At 69.2% G+C, this 5,071-nt stretch carries 5 protein-coding genes; 2 read left to right on the top strand and 3 right to left on the bottom strand.

Features of this window, described 5'->3' with window-relative positions; translation table 11 throughout:
* The first annotated feature begins 743 nt into the window (after nt 1–743).
* The gene (locus tag IEZ12_RS35000) at nt 744–1,004 is read left to right on the top strand and encodes a hypothetical protein (protein ID WP_189278112.1); all 261 of its coding nucleotides are present in this window, start codon (nt 744–746) and stop codon (nt 1,002–1,004) included.
* Between the two features lie 65 nt (nt 1,005–1,069).
* On the opposite strand, the gene IEZ12_RS34995 is transcribed toward IEZ12_RS35000, so the two are convergent.
* The 3 genes from IEZ12_RS34995 to IEZ12_RS34985 form a co-directional block, all read right to left on the bottom strand.
* Nucleotides 1,070–1,639 (bottom strand): hypothetical protein, encoded by a 570-nt coding sequence (locus tag IEZ12_RS34995; protein WP_189278110.1) that lies wholly within the window; start codon nt 1,637–1,639, stop codon nt 1,070–1,072.
* A gap of 92 nt (nt 1,640–1,731) precedes the next feature.
* The gene (locus IEZ12_RS34990; RefSeq protein ID WP_189278107.1) at nt 1,732–1,935 is read right to left on the bottom strand and encodes a hypothetical protein; all 204 of its coding nucleotides are present in this window, start codon (nt 1,933–1,935) and stop codon (nt 1,732–1,734) included.
* Nucleotides 1,936–2,275: 340 nt separating this feature from the next.
* Nucleotides 2,276–2,662 carry a hypothetical protein gene (locus IEZ12_RS34985; RefSeq protein ID WP_189278105.1) on the bottom strand — a complete coding sequence of 129 codons (387 nt, stop codon included), beginning with the start codon at nt 2,660–2,662 and terminating at the stop codon, nt 2,276–2,278.
* Between the two features lie 695 nt (nt 2,663–3,357).
* Here IEZ12_RS34985 and IEZ12_RS34980 point away from each other — a divergent pair.
* Nucleotides 3,358–4,005, top strand: coding sequence for a hypothetical protein (locus tag IEZ12_RS34980; protein ID WP_189278104.1), 648 nt, complete (start codon nt 3,358–3,360; stop codon nt 4,003–4,005).
* Nucleotides 4,006–5,071: the final 1,066 nt, after the last annotated feature.

Raw genomic sequence — 5,071 nt, 5'->3', positions numbered from 1 at the left:
GCCGTTCTTCACCGCCCTCTTCGAGCTGCACGGGCTGGGCGTGCCGTCGGCGCCCACCGCCGCCTGACGAAGGCGCTGCCAGCCCCGACCAACTGGGGGCTGGTGGACCACCTTCCACGGCACCCGGCCTTTGCCCGAGTCACGCTTTCCGGTCTCTGCTGGCGCCGGGCCGGTTGATCGTCGACAGCATCTGGTGAGCGCGGTCGCGCTCAACGGCATGGCCGTCTCCCTCATGCACCGGCTGGCCCAAGAACTCCAGACCCGCTGACGATCACTGATGGCCGCCCCGTTGGGGGCGGCCATCAGTGCTTCCTGGCGCAGCCGCGCTGACCAGGTGACGCCGTGCTCGGCTTCAGCACCTTCTTGTGCCGCAAGGCACCCCCGCGCGGCCTCTCGTTCGACCACGCGGCTGCTGGACCGGTCGGTCGGGACAACTTCGGCTTCGACGCAGCCGCAGGCCGTGTAGTCGACAGCCAAACAAAGCTTCGTTAGCGAAGAGATGCGGATCGTGAAGCTCGTTGTACAACAGCAGTAGCACAGTCCCTGAACTGAGGTTTTGTGGAGTCACGAAGACTTTTCCGACCACCATTTGAAATGGGGTCAGATCCGTCCCTATGGTCAGCCGAAGAAGGGCGGGGCCGCAGCACCAAGCCGCAGCCCCGACCTACACACACGACCCGAGCGGCACATGCCGGCAAGCCACGCCGCCCGGACTCCAACCGATCCCTCCCGAAGGAGAGCCGTTGTCGAACAACACTAACGTGGACCAGGCGCGCGAAAGCGCGGCGATCAACATCCACATGAGCGGAAACGCCCAGCTCAACCTCAACGGACCGTTCAACTACGCGGACCACGGCTCCGCCAACACGGTCACCACCACCGCGCCAGCCACCACCGACACCAAGGCCAAGACCCCCTTCTGGAAGAGCAGCACCTTCTGGACCGCGGTCGCGGCGCTCGCCACGGTGGCCGGCACCGTCGTGGCCGTCATCGCCTTGAAGTAGCCCGTCGGGGTCGGGGAGCCCAACACCTCCTCGACCCCGATCACCACCCTTCCCCGGCCGGGTGGTTAGGGGAGTTGGCGTCGTAGTGCTGGGTTGATCCGGGCGAGCAGGACGCCGCCGTACATCGGCACGAAGCCGATCAGGTGCTGGTCCTTCAGCTGGGTGAGCAACTGCTCGACCACCAGCGACTCGGTGCCGTACCGGTCGGCGAGGTTGCGGAAGTCCATCCAGCGCTGCGGGCCGGCGGAGTCGAGGGCGAGCAGCCCGGCGATCAGGGCCAGACGGATCTCCTCGGCCCTCGGCTCGGCGGTCGGCAACCCGGCCAGGAGGCCGTAGCGCGACAGGTCCACGCGGACCAGGGCGCCGCCGTACCCGAAGACGGTGAGCAGCCGACACCGGTGCAGCTCCCCGAATGCCTCCTCGATCTCGGCCGGGCTCAGCCCGGCCTTCTCCGCGCTCGTGGCGATCTCCGCCCCGACGAGGTAGGTGAGCATGCTGCTGCGCAGCGCTGCCCGCACGCTCTCCCGCAGGACGATGGTGTCGGTAGTGGTGGGCCCCGGGAGCGGCAGCGCCCTCGGGTGGTGGATCGAGCTGGCCTCGGGGTCGGGCGAGGAACTGCTGGTGGGGATGGTCATGGCGCGTCCTTCCTGGACGTCGAAGTGGCCGCAACTTCCGAGCACTTCCGCACCATGCCGTCGATGGCGTCCGGATGGATGGCCGCGGCCGTTCAGCCGGACGCTTCCTCGGCCGACGGCGAACCGTCCGGACCGGTCGGGATGCCGAGCACCTTGAAGTCCCCGTAGAGGACGCTCCGGCCCGGCTTGTCAGGCGCGGCGAGACCGGCGTCCTTGAACCGTCGCGTGAGGGTGGCGCGAAGGAGGCCGCCGGCGGTCTTCTCGGAGTGGCCGTAGGTCTGCAGGAGCTGGGCCACCGTGAGGTCCGGTCGGTCGGTCGGTGTAGATCTCCTTGATGATCTCCCGGCGGATCTGGGTCGGCTTCGGGATGACCCTCGGGGCACCGCCGGCATAGGGCGCCCGCAGGTCCTGGCCGCCGTTCTCCGCGCGAATGTGTCGGCGGATCCGGTCGGCGTTGCGGGCCTGCTCGTCGGTGCGGCCATCGCGTGCGGGGGTCGAGCGGCCGTTCCGTTCGATCGCGGAGACTCCCGGCGGCTGCAGCTGGTCGGCAAGGTAGCGTGGATCAGCGTCCCAGGGCACCGCGTATCCGATCAGCGGCAGCAGGAGCAGCACGCCGATCACCGCCTGGTCGGAACCTCACTCCGTGTCGACCGGGACGCCGGCCCGCTGCAGGACGTCCGCAACCAACCGGATCAGCCGATGGAACTCGGCGGCGATGAAGCTGGCGGCCTCCAGCTCGGCCTGCGTGAGCACCCACGCATCGGGTGCGGCAGGCTCGAACGGGTTCTGCTCCTCGGTGCCGTCGAGGAATCGGCCCCCGATACCGCACACGCGCCAGCAGAACCGCATGACCTGGACCTGATTGACGAGATGCGGGGCCAGCGGCTTCAGGATCCGCGCGGCCTCCGGCAGCGCAGCCTCCACTGCCTGACGAACCTCTGGGCGCCCCAACCACGTTGCGGCGGTTTTCCGCGCCCAGTCCTCCTCGTTGCGGTACCACGACTGCCTCTGCTCGTCGGACATCACCCCATCATCCTGGGACGTGCCACCCCTCGGAAGTAGTGTGACCTGTTGGCGGTTGTGGGCGTGGAATGGCCCTGAACACCCAGTTGTCTGGACCTTTGGCTGGGCCTGTTGGAGGTGCCCGACGGGGGTGGGTGGCAGCCGGTTTGGTGACTGTGTGTGGTGGTTGGTGGGGGCGGGGGTCGGGTCGGGGCCGCTCGGGGGTCGGTCTGGCGTTGCGGGTTGTTTTCGGGGGTGAATTCCGCCGAGTATTCCATCGGGTTGTTCTGGCGGATTGGCCGCCGGGTGGTGGTGTGAATCCGGGTCGGATTTGCGGTGGCTGGGGGCTGGTGTTCGGTTTGGTGGGGGGTCGGGCCCGCTGTCCCGGGTGGCTGTGCCCAGGCCTGCGGTGCTGTGCCGCCGTTCCGGACGGCCGCGCGGGTTGTTCCCGGCTTGCTAGCTCTGGCCGGGAGCCGTGCGGGCCGTACGGGCCGTACGGGCCGTCCCCAGGGCTGCTGGGCGTTGCCGTCGTCGTCGCGCTGCCTGTTTGGTGCCCTTGCGGCCTGGGGCCGTCCCGGCTGGGTGATCGTCAGGCCGCTCGGGCGGGCCGCCGGTCTTTGGCGCTGTGGGAATTCTCGGGTCGGTCTGGACGCTGATCCGCATGCACCCCCGCCCGATCGCCCGGTCTCCGCGGCGGAGGAGAGGAACCACGCGCGATGAGTACGCCCTCCGTTGACGGGCAGAACGGGATGGTCTTCCACCCGACGACGCTCAAGTGGGGCCGCAGGACCTATTCGCGGCATCCCGAGCCGGCGAGTTGGTGCTGCCACGGTCACGTGCCGGGGCTTGATCCTGCCGCCTACCGGCGGGCCGTCTCTGTGCACGAGGCCGGCCACACGGTGATCGCCTTCCATGTTGGGATGCACGTCAAAGGCGTCGAGATTGTCGAGTGCACCCGGGACGTGGGCTGTGGGCCGCGGCTTGAGCTGGGAGGCGCTGTGGACCCCGGCCCTTACGAGCTGGCGGACTCGGAGGCGGTCAAGCAGTTGGTGGCCGGGGAGCGGGCCGAGCAACGGTGGCTCCGTGAGATGGGCCTCTGGACCCAAGACCGTGGCTGGGCTGCCGAGATGGGCGCCCTGCAGGACCGCGATGCGGCTATCCCGAGGCTTCGGACGTTCACCGGGAGCGACGACCTGAGGATCCTGCTCGGGTGGTACGCCACCTTCGGCGATCAGGCCGAGGAAGTCCTTGACCGGCACTGGCCGGCAGTACTCGCCGTGGCCGAAGCACTCGACGAGGCAGGCGAGTTGACCGGCGACCAGGTCGCCGCTCTAACCGACCTGTCGAACCCTGCACCCGCCTGAGGCAACGCTGAGGCGGGACGCGTTCGGCCCGCGTCGACCGCTACTGGGCGGCCTCACTACCTCCTGGTCGGCCGTCAGGCCGTTCTGCGGCCTGTCTTGGCGGTCCGGCCGCTGTGCCCGTGCCCGCGTTGGCCGCCTGGTGCCGCGCCCCGCTGCGCCCCGCCCTTGTCCGGTGTTCGGTTTGGTGTCGCCACACCGGGAATTGCCCGGGTGACGCCAGGCGGGATTTCCTGGGCGGTCTGGAAGGGCGGTCGCCGTGTCGGGGTGGAGGGCCGTAGGCCCTTTTCCGGCGTATTCGAGTTCGATTCCCCGCCGCTGTGCCCCGAAATGTGTTTGGATTGCCGCCAGAAATGGAGCGGAAGGGAATTTGGATTCCCGCCGGGAGTGCGGCAGGATAGAGCCGTGACGGACGGTTGCCGCGAGGTTGCCTGTTCGCCTCCGGCACCCGCCAGGGGACCGGAAGGATAGAGCTGTACGGGAGCCGGGGAAACGCTGCCGGATTCGCTGCGGATTCCGGTTGGGAGTCTGCGCTTGAGGCCCCGTCAGCCACCGCCGTGCGGGGCGCCCGTGAGGGCCCGCCACAGGGGCGGGGAGGCCGGAGACCCACTGGTGCCCTCCGAGGGCCGCAGGCCCCGCTCCGGGGGCGGAGGATGGGCCATCAGCCCAGCAATCAGGCGGCGGACCGGCCACCGGCCGGGACCGGGGAGCCCCCCGGGGGTGAGGTTGTGGCTGATACCCGAAGTCCACGACACATCGTCAACGCCGAGGGCCGCAAGCCCCGGTCGGCACCCCGTCCGACCGGAGGGATGGGCCACTACCCGAAATTCGCGTCACATCGTCAACGCTCACCCCCGGGCGCAGCCCGGGAAACCCTGCCAGTCAATCGGCCCGTAGGGCCGTTAAAACGCCAGACCAACAAGACCAGAAAGCCGACCGATTGACGGGCCGTAGGCCCGGGGGAAAGCCACCGGAAAGGCGGAGCGCAGCGACGCCCCACACCCTCGCCACCCACCATCAGAGCAAGCCCGCGAATTCGCCACCGGCGAATTCCCCCCACCACCCCCCC

The sequence above is a fragment of the Kitasatospora griseola genome (genome assembly GCF_014648555.1).
GTDB classification, from domain to species: Bacteria; Actinomycetota; Actinomycetes; order Streptomycetales; family Streptomycetaceae; genus Kitasatospora; species Kitasatospora griseola.
Note: the sequence above shows the minus strand (reverse complement) of the source record. Positions and strands in the feature narration are given on the sequence as shown.